The sequence below is a fragment of the Mesorhizobium sp. ES1-1 genome, from assembly GCF_020164785.1.
Classification (GTDB): domain Bacteria; phylum Pseudomonadota; class Alphaproteobacteria; order Rhizobiales; family Rhizobiaceae; genus Mesorhizobium.
Map to the genome: position 1 here is coordinate 164,664 of NZ_JAIUGX010000007.1, position 20,106 is coordinate 184,769.

The window sequence follows — 20,106 nt, forward strand, 5'->3', positions numbered from 1 at the left end:
CTCAACCAATGTCATCGATTGTCGAAGCCGTGCCGGGTCCAGTTGGACCCGGCATTTTGCGCAAGATGTCGCTCTGGTGGGGAAACTGGCCGCTGACGCAGGTCGCCGTGATCGCGGCGGTCATCGCCCTTTTCTGGCTGCTTGGCCACAACACGGCGGAGACGATGGCGCGTATCGGCATCGCCCCGGGTTTCGACTTCCTCGGCCGGCCGGCCAATTTCGAGATCGGTGAGACGCCGATCGCGTTTAGGGCCGGCGATCCCTATGCACGCGCAATCCTGGCCGGTCTCTTGAACACGCTGCGGGCGGCGGCACTTGGCTGCGTGCTGGCGACAATTCTCGGCGTCATCCTCGGAGTTGCCGGCCTTTCCGGCAATCTGCTACTGGCGGCGCTGGTGCGCTGGTACGTCGAGATCGTTCGCAACACGCCGCTTCTGCTTCAGCTGTTCTTCTGGATATCGCTGGCAAAATCGTTTCCGTCGCCCCGGCAGGCGCTGTCGGCATTCGGCAGTTTTTTCCTCACCAACCGCGGCGTGTTCGTTCCGGGGCTCGGCTTCCACAATGTATCCGCGCCGACCGTATGGGTTCTCGCCGGTCTCGCCATTGCCTATCTAGCCTTCGTTGCCTGGGCGCGAGGCAAACGCAGTCTGCCCGCCAGGCGTCTGGGTCTCGCAACTGCATTGCTGGTGGGCGGCATCGTGCTTGCCTTTCCGCTGACCGGCGCCGGCGCTACTTGGGAACTACCGGCGCTTGCCGGGTTCAACATTCGCGGTGGCTACAACCTGACTCCGGAATTCGCCGCGCTCCTGGCCGGCCTGGTGGTGAAGTTTTCGGCCGCCATCGCCGAGATTGTGCGGGCCGGCATCCAGTCCGTCGACCGTGGGCAATGGGAGGCGTCGAGAGCGCTCGGCCTGCACAGAGGCCAGATCATGCGCCTCGTTGTACTGCCGCAGGCATTGCGCGTCATCACACCACTGACGACGTCCAGCTATCTGGACCTGACCAAAGATTCGAGCCTCGCCGTCGCCATCGGTTACCCGGACCTCGTCAGCATCATCAACACCACGGCCAACACGACCGGACAATCGCTGGAAGCGCTGACGATGCTGATCGCCATCTATCTGGCCATCAACCTGTCCGTCTCGGTGGCCATGAACGTTTATAACAGGCGTGTCGCTCTCAGGGGAAACGGGCGGGCATGACCATCTCCGAGGTTCTCGACTCACGCACATGGCGATCGTCCGCTACGCTGCAAATGTTGAAAATTGGGCTTTTCGGCACGCCGCTCAATTCGATCATCACCATGGCGACCGTAGCCTTGCTAGGCTGGATCGTACCGCCGCTAGTGCGCTGGGGCGTATTCGACGCGACATGGACAGGCACGTCGGCCGACTGCGCGGCTGCCTCCGGCGCCTGTTGGGCGTTTGTGGGCGCAAAATTCCGTTTCATCCTGTTCGCCTTCTACCCGCCGGCGCTGCAATGGCGCCCGGCGATCGTCATGGCGCTGTTGCTGGGGCTGCTCATTGTCACCGCGCAGCCGCGTTTCTGGCGCAAGGGACTGCTCGTTGCCTGGTTCGTCGTGGTCGCTGCCAGTTGGATCCTGATGTCCGGCACGCTGACGCCGCCCGCCGTCCCTTCGAACCAATGGGGCGGCCTGGCCGTCACCCTGTTCGTCTGGTCGGTCTGCTTCGGCCTTGCCACCCCGCTGGCGATCCTGCTGGCGCTGGCGCGGCGCTCCAGTATGGGCGGACTGCGCGTGCTCGCGGTCGCCTTCATTGAACTGATGCGCGGTACGCCGATGGTGGCCATCCTGTATGTAGCGATGCTCATCCTGCCGATGGCTATTCCCAATGGCCAACTGATCGACAAGAACGTACGGGCAATGATCATGATCACGCTGTTCTGGTCGGCCTATGTCGCCGAAGTCGTTCGCGCTGGCCTCCAGGCGATCCCATCTGGCCAGCAGGAAGCCGCAACGGCGCTTGGGCTCGGTTACTGGCGGACAATGCAGCTCATTGTGCTGCCGCAGGCGCTGCGTCTGGTTATTCCCGGCATGGTCAATCTGGCGATCGGTTTCCTACTGGCGACATCGCTGCTGGCCGTCATCGGCATTTTCGACCTGCTCAATGCCGCAAGGTCATCTGCCACCGATCCGCAGTGGCTCGGCTACTACAACGAGGCCTATCTCTTCGCCGCGCTGATCTATTTCCTGCTGTGCTTCGGAGGATCGCGTTACAGCCTGTGGCTGGAGAAATATTTGCGCCGGTCAGAACGTATCTGAATAACGAGCATTCTGCGGCCGCGACCTGCCGGGCGCTGTGCCATTTCGAGGGTCGGCGGAGAAAGCCGATGCTGTTGTCGGGGCAAAGGAGGACATCTTTCCCGCCTTGCCTTCGGGCACGACTGCGCGGCTGTCCGGAACTGCCTAACCGGCTACTTGGCCTCTCTCAGCACGAGTGAATTTGACTCATCCTGGATGAGATCAATCCGGGTTGCCCGCCCAATGACCCTCGCGCGATATCCGGCCTGTCAGGCGGGGGCGTGCAATGGAATCTTTGACTTGCGGTAAGCGTGGTAAGGCCAACAAATCAAGCCGGCCAAGCGTCATGTCCGCGCTCAAACTGTCTCTTCTCGCGTCGGTTGCCTGCGTTTCCGTCAATCCGGCCCGCTCGGAAACCATCACCATTTCGGCGCCTCAAACGGTGCCGGTGGCCGCCGTGACGGATCCGACAGGCATCATCAACATCACGCAGACGGGATCTATCGTCACGCAATCTGGAGCCAACGTCCAACCCCTGATGTCTCCGGGCCTCGGTGCATGGACGGTCAACGTCGACGGTTCCTCGCAGGTTCTTGACGCTGACGCTAACTCGAACATCTGGCTGCGCGCTGGAGGAACCGTCAAAGTGGGCGCGACGGGTACGGTCGAAGGCGCCAGAGACGCTATCCTGATCCAAGGTGGTCCGGCTGACGTTCAGAATGACGGGATTATCTCGGCCAGTTGGATCGCCGTTCACGCGCTTGAGGGAGGCACCGTCGAAAATCGCAATACGATCCTCGGCGGTGTGGTCTTCGCGACCTCACCCACGGCCGGGCATTTCATCAACAACGGCAACGTATCCAGCAATGGCGGCGGCTTCGGCGTCATCATGAACGGGGGCGGGTCGCTCGAAAATTCGGGGACCGTGGCCTTCACCAACATCGGCCAGGGCTTTTGGAGCCGGGGAAACACGACATTCGCCAACAGCGGAACATATACGGCCCATGGGGACAGTTCGTTCACCGGCCCGATCTACGCGGTACTGTTGCAGAACGGCAATGTGGTGGCGACCAATTCGGGAACCATCGAGGGCCGCGATGTCGGTCTATTCGTTTCACAAGGAACCGCCGAAATTGTCAATTCCGGCACCATCAACGCCACCGATGTACATGCGGTGGTCCTCCAAACCGCCGGCGCTGCTTCCTTCAAGCAAACCGCGGGAGCGCTTAACGGGGGGACGCACGGCCTTTCGGTGGTGACCTCAGGCGACACGACCGTGACCATAGAAGGCGGCTCCATCAAAGGCGGGCTGTCGAGCGCAAGCGGCATAGGTGTGCGCTTCGGCGGCAGCGGCATGACCCAGATGAGCGTCGCCAATGCATCGATCACCGGCGTTGCTGCGGCTATCCAGGGCGGCACGGGGCGGTTCGACCTTTCGCTGCTCGGGGGCAGCGCCATCATCGGCAATGTGAGGCTTGGTGCGGGAGACTCAAACCTGACGCTGGAGACCGGAGCCTCCGTTCAAGGCAACATCGACGGCGAGGCGGGGAGCAACACGCTCCTGCTGACAGGGTCAGGCGATGGCAACTTCCATCGGGACCTGCTCAATTTCGCTTCCGGCAAGCTCGACGCGACCGGTGGGACATGGACGCTCGGCGGGAACGCCGCTTTTTCCGGCGGAATGGAGCTTGTCGCCGGCTCGCTTGCTATCGATGGAAGCCTGACAGGCACGGTAGCGGTCAGAACCGGCGCTACTCTCGGCGGCACAGGCACCGTCGGTGCTACCACGATCGAGGCGGGTGGCATCCATGCGCCCGGCAATTCCATCGGCGTGCAGACTGTGGATGGAAACTACGTCAACCACGGCACGCTCCAGATCGAGGCGACACCGGCGCTCGCGGACCAGGTGAAGGTATCGGGGACCGTCGACATTGCCGGCGCGACGCTCGCCCTGGATTTGTCGCCTAATCAGGCCTCCGGTTGGAGCGTTTCAAACGGACCTTTTGTCATCATCGACAATGACGGCTCGGAGGCGGTAACCGGAGCGTTCGGCGCGGTCGACAAGAACCTGCTCTTCCTCGACGAGAAGCTCGACTACGCCGGCGGCGACGGCAACGACGTGACCCTCCAACTGGTCCGAAACGATATAGAATTCTCCCAGGTTGGCATTACACCCAACGAGCGCGCAGTCGCCGGAGCGGTGGACAGCCTCAGCTCCGGCAATCTGCTTTGGAACGCCATTGCCCTGCAGAGTGATGCCGCCGCCACCCGCGCCGCATTCGACCAACTGAGCGGCGAAATCCATCCGTCGATCAAAGCTGCGCTGGTCAGTGATGCGCACTTATTGCAGGACCTGGTGAACGAAAGGCTGCGTATTGCATTTGCCGGGGCAGATACCACTGCACCGGTGCCGCTGATGGCGTTTGGCGATGGCGCGCCGGAACTGGGACCGGCGGCAACCGACCGTATCAACGGGTGGGGAGCCGCCTATGGCGGCTGGGGCGAGGCCGACGGCGGAGGCACGGCGATGCTGAAACGCTCGACCGCGGGGTTGGTGGCCGGCGCGGACGGTACAATGTTCGATAGCTGGCGACTTGGTGGCATGGCGGCGTACAGCCACACTAGTTTCGACCTCCCTGGCCGCGCCTCCTCCGCCGACAGCAATAACTTTTCCCTCGGCGTTTATGGCGGCACCCGGTGGAACCGGCTCAGCCTGCGCGCGGGTGCGGCCTACACCTGGAGCAAGATCGAAACGGCGCGTTCGGTCGCCTTTCCGGGCATCGCCGATAGCCCTGCAGCGAAATACCAGGCGGGCACGTTCAATGTCTTCGGTGAGGCCGGATACCGTGTCGAGGCCGGTACACTCGCCTTCGAACCCTTCGCCAACCTGTCCTATGTTGGTCTTCATACGAATGCCTTTACTGAAAGCGGTGGCGCGGTCGCTCTTCATGCCGAAAGCGAGACCACCGGAACAGCTTTTACGACGTTGGGGCTCCGCGTCGACAGCGATCTCGGCTTGTCAGGCATCCAAGTCTCAGCAAGGGGCGAGATTGGCTGGCGCCATGCCTATGGCGACAACCCATTGCTCTCAACATTCACCTTCAGGGGGTCGGACGCATTTGGTGTCGAGGGAGTGCCGATCGCCAGGGACGCAGCTGTCGTTGATGCCGGACTCGACCTCGAACTGACGGATAGGGCGGTTTTAAGCGTCAGCTATAACGGCCAAATGGCCTCCGACGCGCAAGACCATGCCTTCAAGACAAGGCTACAGGTGAATTTTTAGCCTACAGGGGGCGTCCGCTCATCGGCAACGCAAGCAGCTCTCCCTTCATGCAATACCTTGGTCCGTAGTCAACGGCGCGGAGTTCTCGTCGTCGATGACCCAAGCGGCGCTCAAACAGCGACAAAGGAGGATCGAACGATGCCCAGCGTGTCGGCAGCCGGCAAAACGGAATTGCATGCATCTGTTTCCGGACGGCGCCCCATTTTTGCCCGCGTCTGGCGCGCCCGCACAAGATTTCCCGATTTTGAAGCCTACACGCACTACCTTTATGAAAGTGGTGTCCTGAAGATCGAGCGTATGCAAGGCTGCCTCGGCGTTCAGATGTTTCGCAGCATCACCGGCGATGTCGCGGAATTTACCGTCACTTCGTTTTGGCCGACGCTTGAGGCAATACGTGTCTGGTCAGGTGACGACCTTACGCGCACGCGGCACCTGGAAAGAGATCCCGAATTCCTGCTCGAACTGCCGGAGCGGGTCGCCTTGGTCGAGGTCTACGCCAATGACTGGCTGCTCCCGGCATAGAAGCCCCGCATGATGTTGTTGCTCGGTACAGCTTAAGTCCTCACCTGCAAGTCTCTAGGAGCTCGGCTTTTTCCGATCGCTTTTCGGGGATGTCCCAAAGCTTGCGCGATATCGTTTTGCGAAATGAGACCGCGAGGCGTATCCCGCCGCCTCTGCGGCTGCAAAACTCGGCGCGCCCGACACAAGCGCATTTCTGCCCGCCTCCAGACGTTCCGAGCAAACAATCTCGCGAAAGGAGCGTCCTTCGCCTGCAAGACGCCGGCGGAGAGTGGACGCCCCGAGTCCCAACCGGCCTGCCATGCGGGCCACCGTCCAAGAGCTCGCGGGGTCGGACCTCACCAGCCACGCGATCCGCTCGGCGAGGCTCGTTTCGAACAGCGGGCTAGCCGCCGGCCAGGGACGCAGAAGTGTCAGAACCTCGCTGAACCGCAGGACCTTCACCCGTTCGCCAATATCAGTGTTCGCAATTGCGCTGGCCGCATGGACGAGAGCATCCATGAGGTCTTGGCTTAGCGGCACCTGGAAACGCGTGCTCGCATCCTGTTTCGGTTTGGCCCCCGCCCCGACCTCCGGCTCAATGCCTTGCGGCAGCGAACGCACTTCGAGCAGCAGGGACTCGTAAGGCGCAGAGAGGCTCGCAGGCACGTTGACCACGTCCATTGGCACTTTGCTGGGCAGGATGAAAACGGTGCCGGGTTCGAATGTATGCGCAGCGTCGCCCAGCCAAACTTCCTTGTGCCCGCGCAGCATGATGCCGAGGATAGGGGCGGGGAGTTCTACCGACTTCAGTCGTTCTCGAGCAATCGAGCAATAGGAGAAGAGTTGGTCGCCGTGAAAGAAGCGTCCATTGGTGCCGTCTGGCGCCATCAGATGGCGCAGCCGCCTGACAAGGGCTGCCTTCAGCTCGGCGTCAGCGCCAGATTTGAAATGCATCGTCATGGGAGAAGGATACCGCAAAGGAAAGCCAGCACGAACCCTCATGGGAGCGTTTCGGGCTCATCCGCGATCTAATGCGGGCCTTGGTCATAGGTTTAGTTCGGCATTGTCTCGCCACCAACCCGTGGAGATAGACATGAACTCGCTGACCGTTCCTTTCCTGGTAGTGGCGCTGACCACTTCCAGCGCCACCGCCGCTGAACTCGAACTCTGGCGCCTGGACTGCGGCAAGATTGAAGTCCGCAATCTCGCTCTCTTTTCCGACACCTACAATTACGCTGACCAACAGCGGACCTTGACCGACAGTTGCTACCTCATCCGCCATGACCAGGAGTATATGCTTTGGGACACAGGGCTGCCGAAGGCGCTGGTCGGCGCCAAGGTTGATCCCGGGTCTGCTCTACAGCCAAGCCTGTCCAAGGACATCGAAACGCAGCTTGCCGAAGTCGGCTTGAAGGCAGGCGATATTGCCAAGGTCGGGATCAGCCACAACCATTTCGACCATATCGGCCAGGCCGCGAGCTTTGCCGGTGCAACATTGATGATTGGCGCAGCGGACTTCGCGCAGTTCAAGGCCAATCCGTTGCCTTTTGCCGTCGATCCTGGCCTCATTGCGCCATGGCTGACTGGAGGCTCCAAGGTCGATTTGATCACGGGAGACCGCGATGTTTATGGAGACGGAACTGTCACCATCTTGTCGACACCAGGCCATACGCCGGGGGAGACCAGCCTGTTGGTCCGTTTGAACAAAACAGGGCCGGTGTTGCTGTCAGGCGACGTCGTGCATTTCGAGGAGCAGTTCGCCAACCGCGGCGTACCCCCCTTCAATTTCGATCGTGCCCAGACACTGGCTTCCATGGATCGTCTTACCGGGATAGCGAAGCAACTGCATGCGAAGCTGATCGTCCAGCATGACGCTACAGATGTGGCCTTGCTGCCGGCGTTTCCGAAAAGCGCAGAGTGAAGGACGGGCATGTATCGAGCGCGGAGATGCCGAAGGGGAAGCGGCGGACCGGTGTCTCCCGGTTTCCTCACTGGCCGCCCCATCTCACTTGCTAACCAAGCCCCAATCGCTCTAGACGGTTCGGCTTCCGCCGGAGAAGCGGTCCGTGCGCGCCTCGATAGCCTTCGTGACCGCGATCATGTCGAGATCGCCATGGCCCAGAGCAAGGGTCTCCGCGTAGAGGTCGCAGCAGACCTCCAGCACCGGCACGGCGACACCACCACTGCGGGCGGCCGGCCGTTCTTCAGAACGTCTGAAATCGCGGCATGAGCGGAGAAATCGCTTTTGACCAGCTTTGGTGCCTTGAGACGCGAAATGTCGCTCGCCATCTGGCTTGCTGCCAGGACTTCCGTGACCTGATGGAGGTCCAAGCCGCCACGCCTGGCGAAATGCAAGCACTCCGCCAAGCCGGTGACGGTCGCCAGCAGGAGGATGTTGACTGCAAGTTTCATCAGGAGCGCCTTTGGGACGGCACCGCACGCAATCGAGCTTTTGCACATGGGCGCCAACACTGGCCGTGCGCTGGCAACTGCCGCTGGATCGCCGGCAAGCATGGCGATCAACTGGCCAGCCTCGGCCGGCTTGCGCGAACCCGAAACGGGCGCCTCTACATAAGCCCCGCCGGCTGTTCGAATATCCTTTTCCAGCCCGAGCGAAAAATCAGGTGATGTCGTGCCCATATGCACGATGACGCGCCCCTTCACATGCCTCGTAAAACGGCTCGAAGACCGATCGAGAACCGCGTCGATCGCCTTTCCGTCGCTCAGCATCAAAATCACGATGTCGGACGACAAAAAAAGGTCGTCGCGGCTTGCCGCGATCCTGGCTCCGGCCCGTTTGAGTCCCGCGGCTTTTCCAGCCGATCTGTTCCACACCGTCAGGGGCCCGGCATTGGCCAGGTTCAGCGCCATCGCCGATCCCATATGGCCCAGCCCAATGAAGCCTATGCGCGGCGTCTCACCCATCATGAAGCTCCTGTGAAGCGCCCGGCACCGACCTGCAGCATTGCAGGCCGCGGCGTACGTACACATCGGGCTCCGCGAGACCAACGGACAAGCTTTCGGGCAAGGTGAGCATTTCTCATCTTGGTGGTGCTGCTATGGATGGCGCAGATGCCGTCGCGTGTCCGTCACGGGACCGCGGGTCGTCCTTCGCTTGCGCACCGATGAAGCGTTGTGACGGTCAGCCGGGACTTAGCGCGACCAGAAGCTCACGCCTGGCCCCTCAGGGAAAGCCCGATCCTTTTTGCGCTGCCTGAACCCCTGGTGTCATGAGCAGGAAATTGCTCTAGTGGCGCCAATTGAGCCCTGAGCTCCTGCATGATCCAGCTCCTGAAGGATTTGATCTCAGGGCGGTCGAAGGATTTGTGCGTCCCCACCAGCCAGTACCGTGTCGCAAGCGAGATGGCTGGGCCAGCTATTTCGACAAGGTCGCCGGCATCGATGTAGCTGTTCATCACCGGCTTCCGGCCCATGGCGATGCCGAGTCCTTGCACCGCCGCCTCCGCGGCCAGCTGTATCGTGTCGACCTTGATTGTGCGGGAACCTGGAACCGTCGCGATCCCCTTTGCCTGAAACCACGCCGCCCAGTCTTCGGAAGCTGCCGTGAGATGGATCAACGGCCCCCGCTCGATAAGTCCGTTTTCATCGCCCGAACCTTTGGTGCGGGCGAAATCTGGCGAGCAAACCGGTACGAAGGTTTCCGCGACCAGCTCCGTCCAGGATTCGCTGGGTCGCGATGATGTAGCCATACGGATTGCAAGATCGAAACCATCGGTCAGAAAATCAACATGGCGCCGGGCCGTGTCGATCGTGATGCTGATGTCCGGATAACGCTCCGTGAATTTTGTCAACCGAGGCAGCAGCCAGCGATTTGCGAATGTCGGCGCCACACTGACCGACAGTGCCCCCGTTGCCTTGCGCCGGCCTGGAAAAACCTGCGTCGCACCCGCCAGGATTGCCAGCGCGTGGTGAACTTCGGCCGCGTAGGCTTCTCCTGCCTGGGTCAAAGTGAGGCCCTTGGCTTCCCGCAAAAAAAGCTCCGCACCCAACCAGTGTTCGAGCGTACGCAATCCGTGGCTCACCGCGCTGGGCGTGACATGCACTTCTTCGGCTGCGAGCTTGAAGCTGCCGAGTCGGGCGGCAGCTTCAAACAGGCGCAACGTGTTCATGGGAGGAAGCCTGAAGCCCATTTCTGTTTGATCTCAATCTCGGGGTCCGGACCCGCAAAGTACTCCCATTACGCTTGTCGCGAAGTCAATGTTGATGTTGTCACTGCTACAATATCCTGGGGACCCATCTGCCGGTGAGCCCTTCTCAAGAGTGGCGAATAAGTCTCGTTTGCGGTGAGGTCGACGCACGGACTCCTTTGGCGAGGAAAGATCCTGCCAGGGAGCCTGCCGTGACAATGAAATTCACCCAGATGCGCGTCAGACCTGGACGCGGAACTACGCGCTGGCTGGCGCGCTTGCTCCGGGCCATTCTCAACCGGCGCCAGGTGGTGGCAATGCTGGAAATGGACGAGCACGAACTGAAGGATATGGGGTTGTCGAGGCAGGATGTCCGGCAGGTGCTGAAATTGCCTTTGTGGCTCGACCCAAGCTCACCGCTCAACGAGGTGGCCCGGCGTCGGATTGCAGAGTAAGATCCGGCTCGCGGTCGCTGTGGTTCATCGACCATTGCAGCAGGAACGCCAGAAGCCCCACGATGACCATTGAGGCCCAGGCCACTCTGTAGGAGCCGGTAACATCATAGGACACACCGCCAAGCCATGAGCCAGCGAAGCCGCCGAGCTGATGGGTTAAAAAGGCGATCCCGAAGAGCGTGTTGAAATGGCGCAGGCCGAACGCGTTCGAGATCAGGGCTGAGATGAGAGGTACCACCCCGAGCCAAAGAAAGCCCATAACACCGGCGAAGGCCAAGGTGGAGAATGTGCTGACCGGGAATGCAGCAAAAACTGCGATAGTCAGTGTGCGCAGAAGATAGATCAGAGCAAGCAGCTCTTTTGGATTGTGACGGGCAGCCAGCCTTGCCGTGACAAAGGAACCGATCGCATTCATGATGCCGATAACGCCCAGCGCCAGCGCGCCTACCTCCGTGGAGACACCGCAGATCCCAAGATAGGTCGGTAGATGAACAGTGATGAACTGGAGCTGGAATCCGCAGGCAAAGAAGGCAAGCGACATCGCAATGAAGCCTGGGTGCCGCAAGGCCGCGAGAATCGCCGACGTCGTCCGCGAGGCCGTTGCGACAGGCAGCTTGTCCACTGTTGGCTTGCCGCCGACAAGGAACGATATGGGCACCATTGCCAGAGCAAGCGCAGCATAGACCGCCAATGCCACCTGCCAGCCGGCGTGATCGATCAGCGATTGCCCCAGAGGCGCAATAGCAAGCGTCGCCAACGACCCCGCTGCCGACACAACGCCGAGCGCCTGGACGCGCCCAGGCGCCGGGACACTGCGCGATACCGCGCCGAGAACGACGCCAAAGCCGCACCCGGCAATTCCGATCCCGACGAGAACGCCTGCGCCCAGATTGAGGCCCGTGACCGGTCCGCCCCAGATCATCAACAAAAGCCCTGACGCATAGATGAGCGCGCAGCTTATCAGGATCGGGCGGGGACCATAACGGTCTCCTGCAACGCCGACGACGGGTTGTGCCAGTCCCCACACAAGGTTCTGCAAGGCAAGCGCAAAACCGAACGCGCTTGCCGAAACACCCATGTCGGCACGGATGGGCTGTAGAAACAGGCCAAGGCTCTGTCGCAGTCCCATGCAGATCGACAGGATGGCCCCGCCAACGATGATGAGCAGCATCGGCGAGGGGGGTGCACCACTTGGTGCGACTTCATCCGATGAACCGTCAATGGAAGAGCGCAACGGTACCCCCGAAAAAAGGAAAACGGCGGATCATTGATAGACCAGCCGTCGAAGCATCTGGGATGAGAACGGCTCGTGCCAGACGAGAGCCATTCATCTTCGGCGAGGGGTCCGCCTAAATCTGGCTATACATGAATTTCCCGTCGGCACCCTTCTTCCATCTGTAGACGACATAGTCGGGATTGGTCGTATCGCCCTTTTCGTTGAAGCTGCGATCGCCAAGCACGGTATGAAACGTACCGTGTTTCTTTATCTGCTCGGCCACCGTCGCCGGGTCGGTGCTGTTGGCGGCTTTCGCTGCATCGGCGATCACCTGGACCGATGCGTAAGCGTAAAGCGTGTAGGCTTCCGGCTCGAAGCCCGCCTTGCGGAACGTATCGACCGCACCTTTGGCCGCTTCGCGATTGCGCGGGTCCGGCGGGAAGGTGAAGATGAAGCCATCGATAGCGTCTCCGGCGATTGACGAGATCTCCGTCGACACGGTGCCATCATCGGACATCACCGTGGCCTTGAGCCCCTGATCGGCGAGTTGCCGAAGAATGAGGCCCGCCTCCGTATGGAGACCGCCATAGTAAACGACGGTGACACCGGCATCCTTCATTTTCGCAATGAGCACGGAAAAGTCGACGTCGCCCGGATTGATGCCCTCATACATCACTTCATGCACGCCCGCGCCGTTCAGCGCCTTCTTGGTTTCGTCCGCGACCCCCTGGCCATAAGGCGTCTTGTCGTGAACGACGGCGATCTTGGCATCCTTGAAGTTCTTGGTGAGGTAGGCACCCGCGACGATGCCTTGCTGGTCGTCACGTCCGCACATGCGGAATGTGTTCCACAGGCCGCGTTCTGTGTAGCGCGGGTTTGTCGAGGCGGGGCTGATCTCCAGGACGCCGTTCTCGGCCAGCACTTCGGAGACCGGTATCGAAACGCCCGAGTTGTAGTGACCGACAACGAATTTCACCCCGTCGGCGACGAACTTGTTGGCGACCGAAATGCCTTGCTTGGGGTCGGAAACATCATCGCCGACCACGATCTTGAGCTGCTCCCCATTGACGCCGCCACCCGCGTTGATGTCATCCGCCGCCTGCTGTGCGCCGCGCAGAATCTGGGCCCCGAACGCGGCGTTGGGGCCGGTTATCGGGGCGCCGACGCCGATAAGAATCTCGGCATGCGCACTGGTTCCAAGGACCGCAAAGACCGCGGCAGCCATGATCGGCACTAATCGTTTTCTCATCACTGTGCTCCACTCGTTGGATGGTGAGGTTCGTTCGTCCCGCGGCACTCACCATTTTGCCGAGGGTGCTCGATCACCGGCGCAAGGCTCCGGATAACGGCGCGTATGGTGGAAAGCTGTTCAGACCTTCTCTACGTCGGCCTTTCCCAGCAGGCCGGACGGGAGGAAGATGAGAACAAAGACGAGGATCGAGAAGGCGGCCACGTCCTTGTAGTCGACGGTGAAATAGGCTGACCAAAGCGCCTCGATGAGGCCGATGAGCAATCCACCCAGCACCGCTCCCTGTATGGAGCCGATGCCGCCCAACACCGCGGCGGTGAACGCCTTCACGCCTGGAATAAAGCCGCTCGAGAATGAGATGACGCCGTAATACATGACGAACATCGTGCCGGCGACGGCTGCAAGGGCGGCACCGAGTATAAAGGTAAGGGAGATAGTCCGGTTGACGTCGATGCCGAGCATGGCCGCCATCCTGGGGTCCTGTTCGCAAGCCCGCTGCGCGCGACCGAGCGATGTCTTGTTGACGAGAAACCAGAATATGCCGAGGAGCACCGAGGTGACGGCCAGGATCACGATCTGCTTGAGCGTCACCACGACGCCGTAGAATTCAAACGTCTGCGAGATCATGGGTGGGACCGGCTTGTTGCGGGGGCCCTGGACCACCTGGACGAAATTTGAAAGCATGATCGAGACGCCGATCGCCGTTATAAGCGGCGCCAGGCGAAATGAACCTCGAAGCGGCCTGTAGGCGATCCGCTCGATCATCCAGCTCCAGAGCGCCGTCAGAAGCATCGCGACGATGGCCATGACCACCAGGGCGACAGCTGCCGGCACCGAGTAGAACAAACTCACAAGGATGAGGAAAACAATCATGGCGATGAAGGCGCCGATCATGAAGATATCGCCATGGGCGAAGTTGATCATGCCGATGATCCCGTAGACCATCGTATAACCCAAAGCGATTAGTGCATAGATTGACCCTAAAGTGACGCCGTTAAAAACCTGCTGCGCGAAATATTCCATGCCGTCCCCTGAGTGCGAAGCCTTGCTCGCGCACAACAGATGATGCAGGTCACACCGTCTCAAGCGACTTGTTCTCGTCGGGAGTGAATAGCGTTCATGCCGCCGGAGCAGGCTGGGTCAGGCGGTCCAAACGAGCGTGGATGAGCGGCGCTAATGCTGGCTGAGGATCGTTCGCTTGCCGCGCCGGATGCAATTCCTCTACCAACGACGGGTACCCACGTACACCCTGCGGATTGACGGCAAGCTTGTGGATGAGCATTGCCCCACTCTGCTGGAACGGTCGACGGAAGCGGAGCGGTCAGGGTTCCCATTCCTAACTAACTCCTTGGCTGTCGGCCGTTCCCCTTTTAAGGGTGCTGCCATGTTGGAGTCTGGCGAGGAACCGCTTCGTGGGAAATTCGGAGCCGATCGAGTTTTGGTTCGAGTTCTGCTCTCCATACGCCTTCTTCGCGGCGCCGCAGATCATTGACATAGCGCAACGGCACGGCAGGTCGATTGCTTGGCGCCCCTTCCTGCTTGGGCCAGTGCTGAAGGTCACGGGGATGAGCCCCCTGCCTGGGCAAAAACTGCGTGGAGAATATGCTTTGAGGGACTGGCAGCGGTTGGCTCGGCTGCACGGAGTGGGCTTTTCGTTGCCAAAGCTATTTCCTTTCCCGTCTTTGGCGCCGGCGCGCATGACCTACGCCATCGAAAGCATTGATCCTGAAAAGGCCGGCCTTCTGGCAAGCCATTTGCTATCGGCGCTGTTCGAACGGAGCGAGGATATAGGAGACATTGCGGTTTCGGCCCGCCTCGGAGCAGAGATTGGGCTCGACGCGGCCGTCCTGGCGGACGCAGCCCGTGATCGCTGCTGGAAGGACATGCTGCGGATGAAAACGGATGAGGCGATCAGCAGAGGCATTTTTGGATCCCCATTCGTTCTTGTCGACGGCGAAGGGTTTTGGGGTTCCGACCGGATGGCGATGATCGATCTCTGGCTGTCGCGCGGGGGTTGGTAGAGCGGTTCCTGGCGCAAAATCCCGAAATTCATCTCAAAACCTTTGTCTACCTAATTTGTAGACAAAGGAGAGCATCTGTTGGACCGCGGCACGAGGGCGTGATTTTCCAATCGCTACCCGCGAGCGGAAACAATGATCTCCCGAGGAAGCAGTTGAGGGAACCGGATAGTAGTAGCGTGCGCTCTTGCACGCACGAGACGCTCGCCGGATGCAGACGCGGGCCCTTGAAGCTGGCTGCGCGTCGTGAGCATCTCGCTAGATCAAATTGCGTAGCAAAGCCTCGGCCAGACACAACTTAACTTGACGTCGACGTCATCACTGTCCGAGCTGGATCCTGATGTCGCGGGGAGCAGCGAAGTGTTGCAGGTAACAAAACGGCGGATGGCGGCTTGAGGAGGGTCAGGCCGGCACCGGTATGGTGCGATCGCGCAATTATGCGGGTCGCGGCTTTCGCTAGAGTGGCTGGACGGCGGATCTGATCCGCCAAGGCCGGCGCCTCTCAGGCCCAACCCATTCCCCCGCCCCCTGAGGGCGCCGGCCGCCCCTTCTTCCAGTGAGATGCCCTGCCACGAATCGGTGCCTCGACCAAGGGTGAGCCGGCCGCCCTGCTTGGGCTGCGAAGTAACCACACCGTCGACCTCAGGCGATCCACCAACTCGCTGTTTGGCGCTGGTCAAACCGACATTGGCTTGGCACAGTCGCGCAAACAGGAGGTCCTTCATGGCCAAGAATGCGTCGGTGCAAGCGACAAAGCCCAGGCCGTGGACCGAGATGGCGACGCATCTGGTCGATGTCGCGATGGGCCGCGAGCCTGCCGACCTCGTCATCCGCAACGGGCGCTGGGTGAACGTCCATTCCGGCGAAATCATCGCCGGCACCGACATTGCCATCGCCGGCGGCCGCTTCGCCTATTGTGGGCCGAATGCCAACCATGCCATCGGCAACGGCACCAAGGTGGTGGACGCCGGCGGGCGCTATCTGGTGCCGGGCCTTTGCGACGCGCACATGCATGTCGAGAGCGGCATGGTGACGGTGACCGAATTCTGCCGCGCCGTCATTCCACACGGCACCACCTCGATGTTCATTGACCCGCATGAGATTGCCAACGTCCTTGGGCTGCCGGGGGTGCGGCTGATGCATGACGAAGCCGTGGCCATGCCGATCAACGTGCATGTCCAGATGCCCTCCTGCGTTCCCTCGGCGCCGGGACTGGAGCATGCCGGCGCCGAGTTGACGGTGGCCGATGTCGAGGAGGCCATGACATGGGAAAACATTATCGGCCTTGGCGAGGTGATGAACTTTCCCGGTGTCGCAGCCAACGACCCCGTCATGTCGGGCGGGATTGCCGCGACGGTGAGGGCTGGCAAGACCGTGGGCGGGCACTACGCCTCGCGCGATCTCGGCCTGCCGTTTAACGGCTATGTCGCCGGCGGCCCTGAGGACGATCATGAGGGAACGCGCGCGGAGGACGCCATCGCCCGTGTGCGCCAGGGCATGAAGGCGATGCTGCGGCTGGGGTCGGCCTGGTACGACGTCGCCGCGCAGATCAAGGCGGTGACCGAGAGCGGCGTCGATCCGCGCAATTTCATCCTGTGCACCGACGACAGCCATTCCGGCACGCTGGTCCAGGAAGGTCATATGGACCGCGTGGTGCGCCATGCCATCCAGCAGGGACTGAAGCCGGTGACGGCGATCCAGATGGCGACGCTCAACACCGCCCAGCACTTCAACCTGGAGCGTGAAATCGGCTCGATCGCGCCCGGGCGGCTGGCCGACCTTTTGATCGTCTCGGATCTCACCGCGATGACAATCGACGAGGTCTATGCAAGAGGCGTCAGGCTCGCCAACGGCGGCAAGCTCGAAGCCGATATTCCGGCCTATGATTATCCGAGCGCGGCCAAGAACACCGTCAAGCTCGGCAAGCTGCTGAAATCACGGGATTTCGACATCGCGGCTCCCAAAGGCGCCAACGAGGTGAGGGTGCGGGTTATAGGTGTCGTCGAAAACCAGGCGCCGACGCGGGCGCTCGAGGCGGACCTGCCGGTCGAGAACGGGCTGGTCGCCATGGATCGCCGCAACGACATCTGTCAGATCGCGCTGGTCGAGCGCCACAAAGGCACAGGCGGCATCACCAACGCCTTCGTTTCCGGTTTCGGCTATATGGAAGATTGTGCCATGGCGTCGAGCGTGGCGCATGACGCGCACCACATCATCGTCGTCGGCACCAACAAGCAGGACATGGCGCTGGCGGTGAACAGGCTGGGAGAGGTCGGCGGCGGCGTGGTGCTGTTCTCCAAGGGCAAGGAACTGGCCCTGGTCGAAATGCCGATCGCCGGGCTGATGTCGGACGAGCGGGCTGAGGTTGTCGCCGCCAAGGCCGAGAAATTGACCGACGCGATGCGCACGATGGGCTGCTCGCTGAACAACGCCTATATGCAGCACTCGCTGCTGGCGCTGGTCGTCATCCCGGAACTCCGGATTTCTGATGTCGGCCTGATCGACGTGACGACATTCAAGAAGGTCGAGCTGTTCGTCTGAGGTTGGGCATTGACGAGGACCTTGACCGTTAGCCGCCGGTGGCGATTGTCAGTACCTTGAACGGGGTGGTGATGACGATCTCGGCGACCGAGCCGACCGCCTTGCCAAGGCCTTCGCCTACATCGTCGAGCTTTCCCGAAGGTGGTTCGTCGGATGCCAGACCTGCAGGCGTGCGCAACCGGTCGCCGAGCAATCGCACCAGGATCGGGTTGTCGGCGAATTTGGCATGGTTCAGCCGATCGCCGGATTTCAGCTTGCTCAGATCGACGACCGAAACGCCATAGCTGGCGAGATCGGCCGCGTCGTCGTAATCACCCACACGCGCCTTCTCTCCCGAGAGGAAGGAGGAGACTTTGAGGGCCCGGTCGTCGCCGGAAAGCAGCACAGCGAACGGCTTGTCGGGCTTGCCGTAGCGGATCATCTGCTTCTTGAAGACGTCGACATCGATATCGGGCGAGGCCAGGATGACGTAGCCGAGCTTGCCGCCGAGATCGCGGTCGCCCGTGATTGCGAGCTGGCGCAACGCCTCCATCGTCAACCAGGTCCCCATCGAATGAGCGACGATGTCGATGCTCTTGACCTTGGTCCCGGCGAGCATCCTGAGCGTCGCTTCAAGGTCGTCGCGCGCTGCGTTGGCGCTGTCCTTATCGTAGAGATAGCCCGTTGTCTTGCCGCTGGATGCCCAGGAGAACAGCACCGGAGTGCCGGGATACTCCGTGTCATGCGCGATCTGCGTCAGCCGATAGACGCCGTCGTCGAAACCGTTGTTGAAACCGTGCACGAAAACCAGCGCCCGGTCGCCGCGCAAGGCGATATCGGTTCCCACCGCCTTGGCGAATTGCGAAGCGTCCCCGTAGTGGACGACATCCGTGGCGGTGAACTGTTTGGCCGGGTTAGAGTTGGCTGAGCCCTGGGCCCGCTCTATCGCCCCCAGCTGGTGGGTTTTCGGCACGGTGACATCGACGCGGGCATAAGCGGTCGTCAGCGAGCGGTCGCCGTCGAACACCTGGCGCGGATCCGTCTTTGCCTGCTTGCGGGTGGTGGCGACGAAAATCTCGTGGGTGGCCGCGATATCGGCGGCGGGCGCCGCGATCGTGGTGCTGTTGAGGAGATCGTGCGTGTTCCGGCCGGCGCAACCGCTGACGGCGAGCGCAAACGCCACGACGATGAAACTCTTCACACGCACGGTTACGCCGGCTCCAGCCAAGTGGACGTCGAACGCGTGACGTCGCTGGCTATTCCGATAGAGCCGGAGGCCTGCGCGGTCCAGTTCAAAATGAGCGGTTTGCCTCGAGGCAGCGTACGCCCGGCCGGCCGGCGTACGACACCTATTGGCCTAGCAGGCTTATGCGGTCGGTCACTTCGCGGTCGCTGGCGAAACCATCGTCCTCGCGCAGCCGCTGTCCGATCATCTTCACCAGGGCCGGATTGTCGGCGAATTTCGTATGGTTGAAACTGTCGGTTCCCTTGACCTTGGATAGATCGACCACGGTGACGCCGTAAGAGGCGAGGTCGGCGGCATCCTTATAGTCGCCGACGCGCGGCCGCGAACCCGCGATCATCCCGGAAAGCCGCAGCGCGCGATCGTCGTCCGACAGCAACAGGATGAACGGCTTGTCGGGCTTGCCGTAGCGGCGCATCTGGCTCTTGAACACGTCGACATCGATGTCGGGCGAGGCCAGCACGACGTCGCCGAGCTTGCCGCCGAGGTCGCGGTCGCCGCTGATGGCCATCTGGCGCAGCGTTTCCATGGTGACCCAAGTTCCCATCGAATGGGCGACGATGTCTATGCGGCGCGCGCCCGACTGCTGAAGCATCCGCAAGGTCACTTCGAGCTGATCGCGGGCGGCACTGGCGCTTTCCTTGTCATAGACATAGTCGGTGGTCCGGGCGCCCGACGCCCAGGAGAACAGAACGGGCGTTCCGGGATAGCCGGAATCGTGGACAAGCTGTGTCACGCGATAGACGGCTGCGTCGAAGCCCGTGTTGTAGCCATGCACGAAGACCATTACGCGGCCGCCGCGAGCCGCGATATCGGCATTGAGCGCGCTGGAAAATTGCGGCTGCGTGTCGTAGCCCACCACCTCAGAGGCCATGAAATACTTCGCCGGATCATTCGACTTGCCGCGCGAGCGCCGCTCGATCTGACCTGCCTGGTGAACGCCCGGGACAGTGACGCTGACGCGGGCGTAGTTCAGGGTGGCCGAGCGCTCGCCGTCGAAAACCTTGTTCGGGTCATCGGACTTCTTGCGCGTCGTGGCGATGAAGATGCTGTGGTTGCCGGCGATCTCCGTAACCGGCGCGGCGACGACGGCGCTGCCGAGCAGTTCCTGCGTTTGCGGCCCGGCGCACCCGGCGACGAGCAACGCAAAGGTAACCACGAGAAACGTCTTCAAATGCACTTTCGAAATTCCAACTCTGGCCAGCCGGCCCAT

The 20,106-nt window shown here is 61.3% G+C and carries 16 protein-coding genes; 8 read left to right on the forward strand and 8 right to left on the reverse strand.

Going from position 1 to position 20,106, the window contains the following annotated elements:
- Positions 1 to 8: 8 nt before the first annotated feature.
- The 4 genes from LB513_RS14125 to LB513_RS14140 all read left to right on the forward strand — a co-directional run bounded on the left by LB513_RS14125 (position 9) and on the right by LB513_RS14140 (position 6,065).
- A complete protein-coding gene (locus LB513_RS14125) occupies positions 9 to 1,202 on the forward strand; it encodes an amino acid ABC transporter permease (RefSeq protein WP_224664123.1) in 1,194 nt (397 codons plus the stop codon).
- Positions 1,199 to 2,281 (forward strand): amino acid ABC transporter permease, encoded by a 1,083-nt coding sequence (locus LB513_RS14130; protein WP_224664124.1) that lies wholly within the window; start codon positions 1,199 to 1,201, stop codon positions 2,279 to 2,281. Before LB513_RS14125 ends, LB513_RS14130 begins: the two co-directional genes overlap by 4 nt.
- A gap of 325 nt (positions 2,282 to 2,606) precedes the next feature.
- Positions 2,607 to 5,543 carry an autotransporter domain-containing protein gene (locus tag LB513_RS14135; protein WP_224664125.1) on the forward strand — a complete coding sequence of 979 codons (2,937 nt, stop codon included), beginning with the start codon at positions 2,607 to 2,609 and terminating at the stop codon, positions 5,541 to 5,543.
- A 138-nt stretch (positions 5,544 to 5,681) separates the two neighbouring features.
- Positions 5,682 to 6,065, forward strand: a complete 384-nt coding sequence (locus LB513_RS14140) for an antibiotic biosynthesis monooxygenase family protein (protein ID WP_224664126.1) — start codon at positions 5,682 to 5,684, stop codon at positions 6,063 to 6,065.
- Positions 6,066 to 6,119: 54 nt separating this feature from the next.
- Here the strand turns inward: LB513_RS14140 and LB513_RS14145 are convergent, their stop codons facing one another.
- On the reverse strand, positions 6,120 to 7,004 hold the full coding sequence (locus LB513_RS14145) for a helix-turn-helix domain-containing protein (protein ID WP_224664127.1): 885 nt from the start codon (positions 7,002 to 7,004) through the stop codon (positions 6,120 to 6,122).
- On the opposite strand from LB513_RS14145, the gene LB513_RS14150 reads away from it, so the two are divergent.
- Positions 6,988 to 7,965 carry an N-acyl homoserine lactonase family protein gene (locus LB513_RS14150; protein ID WP_224664128.1) on the forward strand — a complete coding sequence of 326 codons (978 nt, stop codon included), beginning with the start codon at positions 6,988 to 6,990 and terminating at the stop codon, positions 7,963 to 7,965. The two genes, LB513_RS14145 and LB513_RS14150, sit on opposite strands and share 17 nt — an antisense overlap.
- A gap of 176 nt (positions 7,966 to 8,141) precedes the next feature.
- On the opposite strand, the gene LB513_RS14155 is transcribed toward LB513_RS14150, so the two are convergent.
- Positions 8,142 to 8,969: an NAD(P)-dependent oxidoreductase gene (locus LB513_RS14155; RefSeq protein WP_224664129.1), complete on the reverse strand. Its 828-nt coding sequence runs from the start codon at positions 8,967 to 8,969 to the stop codon at positions 8,142 to 8,144.
- Positions 8,970 to 9,214: 245 nt separating this feature from the next.
- Positions 9,215 to 10,174: a LysR substrate-binding domain-containing protein gene (locus LB513_RS14160; RefSeq protein ID WP_224664130.1), complete on the reverse strand. Its 960-nt coding sequence runs from the start codon at positions 10,172 to 10,174 to the stop codon at positions 9,215 to 9,217.
- 236 nt (positions 10,175 to 10,410) lie between these two features.
- Here LB513_RS14160 and LB513_RS14165 point away from each other — a divergent pair, with 236 nt between their 5' ends.
- On the forward strand, positions 10,411 to 10,647 hold the full coding sequence (locus LB513_RS14165) for a DUF1127 domain-containing protein (protein ID WP_224664251.1): 237 nt from the start codon (positions 10,411 to 10,413) through the stop codon (positions 10,645 to 10,647).
- Here the strand turns inward: LB513_RS14165 and LB513_RS14170 are convergent.
- From LB513_RS14170 to LB513_RS14180, 3 genes are all read right to left on the reverse strand, one after another.
- Positions 10,613 to 11,818 carry an MFS transporter gene (locus tag LB513_RS14170; RefSeq protein WP_318011191.1) on the reverse strand — a complete coding sequence of 402 codons (1,206 nt, stop codon included), beginning with the start codon at positions 11,816 to 11,818 and terminating at the stop codon, positions 10,613 to 10,615. The two genes, LB513_RS14165 and LB513_RS14170, sit on opposite strands and share 35 nt — an antisense overlap.
- Before the next feature lie 178 nt (positions 11,819 to 11,996).
- Complete coding sequence (locus LB513_RS14175; protein WP_411962708.1) at positions 11,997 to 13,088, reverse strand: branched-chain amino acid ABC transporter substrate-binding protein; 1,092 nt, start codon at positions 13,086 to 13,088, stop codon at positions 11,997 to 11,999.
- A gap of 144 nt (positions 13,089 to 13,232) precedes the next feature.
- Positions 13,233 to 14,135: a branched-chain amino acid ABC transporter permease gene (locus LB513_RS14180; protein ID WP_224664132.1), complete on the reverse strand. Its 903-nt coding sequence runs from the start codon at positions 14,133 to 14,135 to the stop codon at positions 13,233 to 13,235.
- Positions 14,136 to 14,524: 389 nt separating this feature from the next.
- Between LB513_RS14180 and LB513_RS14185 the strand changes: the two genes are divergently transcribed.
- On the forward strand, positions 14,525 to 15,133 hold the full coding sequence (locus LB513_RS14185; RefSeq protein WP_224664133.1) for a 2-hydroxychromene-2-carboxylate isomerase: 609 nt from the start codon (positions 14,525 to 14,527) through the stop codon (positions 15,131 to 15,133).
- Positions 15,134 to 15,853: 720 nt separating this feature from the next.
- Positions 15,854 to 17,671 carry an adenine deaminase gene (gene ade, locus LB513_RS14190; RefSeq protein WP_224664134.1) on the forward strand — a complete coding sequence of 606 codons (1,818 nt, stop codon included), beginning with the start codon at positions 15,854 to 15,856 and terminating at the stop codon, positions 17,669 to 17,671.
- A 28-nt stretch (positions 17,672 to 17,699) separates the two neighbouring features.
- On the opposite strand, the gene LB513_RS14195 is transcribed toward ade, so the two are convergent.
- Together LB513_RS14195 and LB513_RS14200 are read right to left on the reverse strand one after the other, a co-directional pair.
- The gene (locus LB513_RS14195; protein WP_224664135.1) at positions 17,700 to 18,857 is read right to left on the reverse strand and encodes an alpha/beta hydrolase; all 1,158 of its coding nucleotides are present in this window, start codon (positions 18,855 to 18,857) and stop codon (positions 17,700 to 17,702) included.
- Positions 18,858 to 18,999: 142 nt separating this feature from the next.
- Entirely contained in the window at positions 19,000 to 20,106 is a 1,107-nt protein-coding gene (locus LB513_RS14200; protein ID WP_224664136.1) for an alpha/beta hydrolase, read from the reverse strand.